This window comes from Desulfovibrio sp. ZJ200 (assembly GCF_011039095.1).
Taxonomy (GTDB): domain Bacteria; phylum Desulfobacterota; class Desulfovibrionia; order Desulfovibrionales; family Desulfovibrionaceae; genus Desulfovibrio.
This window is the reverse complement of sequence record NZ_JAAKEH010000092.1, coordinates 1-4,391: the sequence shown is the minus strand read 5'-3', so window position 1 is coordinate 4,391 and position 4,391 is coordinate 1. Positions and strand designations below refer to the sequence as shown.

4 protein-coding genes are annotated in these 4,391 nt (G+C 56.7%); 3 read left to right on the top strand and 1 reads right to left on the bottom strand.

The genetic code is table 11. From position 1 onward, the window contains the following. Positions 1–34 precede the first annotated feature (34 nt). Complete coding sequence (locus G7Y52_RS14600) at positions 35–574, top strand: IS630 family transposase (RefSeq protein WP_277424283.1); 540 nt, start codon at positions 35–37, stop codon at positions 572–574. Between the two features lie 22 nt (positions 575–596). On the opposite strand, the gene G7Y52_RS14595 is transcribed toward G7Y52_RS14600, so the two are convergent. Further along, the gene (locus tag G7Y52_RS14595; RefSeq protein ID WP_165073167.1) at positions 597–1,619 is read right to left on the bottom strand and encodes a M48 family metallopeptidase; all 1,023 of its coding nucleotides are present in this window, start codon (positions 1,617–1,619) and stop codon (positions 597–599) included. A 408-nt stretch (positions 1,620–2,027) separates the two neighbouring features. Between G7Y52_RS14595 and rbr the strand changes: the two genes are divergently transcribed. Both rbr and G7Y52_RS14585 read left to right on the top strand, forming a co-directional pair. Next, on the top strand, positions 2,028–2,603 hold the full coding sequence (rbr, locus tag G7Y52_RS14590) for a rubrerythrin (RefSeq protein ID WP_165073165.1): 576 nt from the start codon (positions 2,028–2,030) through the stop codon (positions 2,601–2,603). A gap of 1,161 nt (positions 2,604–3,764) precedes the next feature. Next, the gene (locus G7Y52_RS14585; RefSeq protein WP_165073163.1) at positions 3,765–4,145 is read left to right on the top strand and encodes a hypothetical protein; all 381 of its coding nucleotides are present in this window, start codon (positions 3,765–3,767) and stop codon (positions 4,143–4,145) included. The last annotated feature ends 246 nt before the right edge of the window (positions 4,146–4,391 follow it).

The following is a 4,391-nucleotide window of genomic DNA, read 5'->3' as shown; positions in this document are numbered from 1 at the left end:
CGAAGATGTAAGAAGGAAACGTGAGGAATGGAAACTGTTCCAGCAAAAAGCTTCATGTAATAGATTGATATTTATTGATGAAACCGGTGCCAAAACCAATATGACGAGATTATACGGCAGAGCCAGAGATGGCCAACGTTGCCATGATCATGCGTCAGACGGACGTTGGGAAAGGATAAGCATACTTTCAGCAATCCGGGTAACGGGAGAGACTTGCAGTGTTGTTTTTGATGGGGCACTGGATGGAAAAATGTACAATGCTTATATTGAAAAATTTCTTCTTCCAACGCTTAAAGCTAACGATGTTGTTATAATGGATAATTTGAATGTCCATAAATCAAAAACAGCCCAAAACTTGATAAGGGAAAAAGGCTGCAAGTATATTTTCCTTCCAGAATACAGCCCGGATTTAAATCCCATTGAAAAGATGTGGAGCAAAGTGAAACAATTACTTCGGGGTATGAAAGCAAAAACATGTGATGAACTGTACAAGTCCATTGGAAAAGCATTAAGTTGTATCACACAAAAAGACGCTGAAGGATGGTTTAAATCCTGTGGCTATGTAAAAAGTTAAAAGCAAAATGCTCTAACACGCCCTAACGCGCCGGCGGCGCGGCGGGCAGGGCCCACCAGGGCATCTCGCGCCAGGCTTTGTTCAGCGCTTTTTCCATCTCCGGCCAGTGCGGCGAAAAGCGCGCCAGCTCGGCCCGGTAGGCCGGGGAGTGGTTCATCTGCCGCAAATGGCAGAGCTCATGCCAGCAGAGGTGCTCCAGCAAGGGCACGGGCAGCAGGGCTGCCCGCCAGTTCAGGCTGATGCGCCCCGCCGTTTTGGGCGCTTCCGCCCATTCTTCGCGCTCTTTGTCTCCCAGCAAGGCGCTCAGAAAACCGGCAAAGCCGCTGCGCGCCGGTGGGCGGCGCTCCCGGATTTGCGTCTGTTCCCGGGTCGCGCGCACGCGCGCGCAGCTTCCCCAACGGCTGCGCTGATCCCGCACGCTGACCCCGGCCAGCGCAAAACCGCCTTGCGCGGCAAGGGCAGCGAGGTAGGGCGGCAGCAGGCGCGCGGCCGTCGCCCGGCACCAGCGGCGCAGGGCCAGGGCGCAAACGGCCGGGTCGTCCACAGAGCCGAAAAGGCGCAAACGGCCCGGTTCTTCCAGCACAAGCAGCCGCCGCGCCCCGGCGCTGAGCAGCAGAGGGGGCGCGAGTTCCGGGGCGCGAGCCGCTTGAGCGATCTGACGCCGGCCTGCTGCCCAGTCCCCGGCAATTTCCAGAAGATATTCCCGATCCGGCAGGGGCAGCACAATGCGCTCCGGCAGCGTGGCCACGGGCGCGCGGCTTTGCTGCTTGCGCCAGGCCCGTTCCAGCCACGGCAAAAACTGGGGCAGATGCTGCTCAATGCGTGCCGGGGGCAGGGTTTGCGGGACCACCAGCAGAAGATCCCCGGCCTGGGTGAGCGTCAGACGCGGTCGCCGGGCCCGCGCCGAGCGGCGCAGCACAGCCTCCAGGCGCGTGCCGTCGGCCAGGGTAAAAAATACGGCGGCTTGCGGCGCGGGAGCCGCAAAGGCCGCATACGGAGATCTGGAGGAAGAGGCAGGGCCGAAGGCGGCGATACTTGCAGGCATGTGGCAAGGCTGCCACAGGCGGCCAGAGCTGTAAAGCGCGGGGCGTATCCATTCCGGGGCTGCCGCATACGATGCGGCAGCCCCGGAGCGTTTTGCTCATGAAATGAGCTAAACGCTCTGGCAGGGCGAAGCCATGCCCGCCGCGAGCGTCAGCCGTTGGCGGCTGTGCCGCCTTACGGATGACGACAGCAGAGATAGGCGCAGGCGCAATTTACTTGCGCCGTTAAGCGCCGGAGCGAGCGTTTCAAAGGCAATATGATGCTCTGGGGACAGACTGCGCCTGCCTTGACAGATAACGCAAGGCCCAGTAGAAAGCATAGGGGGATAGCACTGTCTATCCCCTTGTTTTTTCCCTGTATTTTTTGAATTGCGCAACCATGCCAGACATGCTTCACCTGCGAGGTAGCTATGAAATCTTTGAAAGGAACGCAGACGGAAAAAAATCTTCTGACCGCCTTCGCCGGCGAGTCCCAGGCCCGTAACCGTTATGATTTTTACGCCGCCCAGGCCAAAAAAGACGGCTTTGTCTGGGTGTCGGACATTTTTGCCGAGACCGCATTGCAGGAAAAGACGCACGCCAAGCGCCTTTTCAAGTATCTTGAGGGCGGCGAGGTGGAAATCCGGGCCGCGTACCCGGCAGGGGTCATTGCGGGCAGCGAGGCCAATCTGAGGGAAGCGGCCGGGGGCGAGCACTACGAGCATACGGAAATGTACCCGTCATTCGCGGATGTGGCGGCCAGGGAGGGCTTCTCCGAAATCGCCGCGGTCATGCGCAATATCGCGGTGGCCGAAGCCTTTCATGAAAAGCGATTTCTGGAACTGGCCGCGCTGATCCGGGAAGGCCGCATGTTCTGCCGCCCCAAGCCCACGATCTGGCGTTGCCTGAAGTGCGGCTGCCTGGTGGAAGGCGACCATGCGCCGGAGGTCTGCCCGGCCTGCGCCCATCCCAGGGCCTATTTTGAGGAACTGAATTACGCCTTTTAGAGCATTCTTTGATTGAAAATGGATATTTTCAATCAAAAGCTGCACTAATGCTATAACAATCTGGAATAGTTGGTAGAAAAATATTTTACGCATTTTTCTACCAACTCTACTACCAACATTCTTTCTGGCTTTCAGAGGACTCTATCGCCCTTCATCAGCCAACCTCCCCATGCCGGGCGGGTCGCCTCCCGGCATTTTCATTTCCCATACACGTGCCATACCTTCCGGGCCGACTTCCAGCGCCTGATTCATTTTTTGCAGAGCATTTTGCCTGGTCTTCGAAGCTCAAGCCAAGACACGCATTCGGGCACGCTGGACATGCTGACGTCGCTCTCTTTGCGACGAATAATCCATCCCGGTGGGAAATGGCAATCTCACATATTCCACGAAGATTGCACTTTCTCACCATGCACACAGGAGGCTCGCAACCCAGAGACGCAAAGACAGCGACACCCCAAAGAGATTCTCGTTTCTCATGGTTTGTCTCCATACCGACACGCGGTGGGCGCGATACACACAATCCCGTCCCGGCTCATACTCCGTAGTGTTCTCCCCATACATGCGCTGTCACCGCCGGACAAACGTCCAGATGTCCACGCCGCCACGCGCACCATGCCGATCATGCTGTGTGCCAAATACAGATCGGACGGCTGCCGCATGATGCCCAGACTTTCGCCGCATACCGCTTTCCCGTGAGCGGGGTGTTTGCCCGATGTCGCTGTCATACCTATCCGCGACGCGTCGGATGCGATCCAGTTTCCCGCCAGATACGCACCTGCACCGATCCCGATGCCCGCATCATGCGTCTCTGTTTTCGCACGGATGCCTGCTCATTCGTCCGGCCTTGTCTCCGAGGGCCAGCTTACGTTTCGTCTCTACGCTGCGCGTATAGCCTCACGGCTGGCGAGGGGCGTTGCCCCTTCGAACCCCGAAAAGCCCAAAGGCAGGAAAAACGGTGAAGTGCGCCAAACTGATCCGCAACATTGCCGTCATCGTGCGCGTGTGCACGGACGAGCATGACATCTTCCACCAAACCTGCCTCGACATCCGCTTGCGAAACGCTGCGAAAGAGAACCTACGGACGACTGAAGCCGTGAAGGCATTGACGGAGGTGGTGGCATTGAGCGGCATGTTGCTGAGTTTGCATCATGTGCATCATTGGTGGATGAGCCGGAGGAGGGTCATACTGATGAAAATTTTCCACACGGCACGGGAGCAGACGACAAGCCCAGCCACTATCTTGTGCGTTCGGATTATCCTATCCAGGCAGACACGCCCTCGCCCCAGGTGGTGTGCCACAACCCTGCCATGTTCTGTGCGCTTATCGGCAACACAGGCTTTTTCTCTTCACCCGCAGAGAGAAATCCAACGAAAAAAAGAGGAGGGTATTGCCAAAGTAATGTTTGTTTCCTGCCAAAGCCAGATTCCATGCGGCTCGGAAGTGGCGAAAACATTCAAAAGCTAACACTCTCTTATGAAGATGTGGAATACGGATTGCGCGCCCGCAAGGCCGGATTCCGACTTAGAGCAGATTACCTTTGACTTTTTATGAAAGTCAAAGGTGGCATTCAGGCGGAAAACGCGGTTTTCGCCTGAATGTACGCCGCGTTGCGGCGGCTGCCGCTTTCGCGTCAGCAGAGCATTTTCAAAGTGAAAATGCTCTAGAGCAGATTACCTTTGACTTTTTATGAAAGTCAAAGGTGGCATTCAGGCGAAAAACGCGGTTTTCGCCTGAATGTACGCCGCGTTGCGGCGGCTGCCGCTTTCGCGTCAGCAGAGCATTTTCAA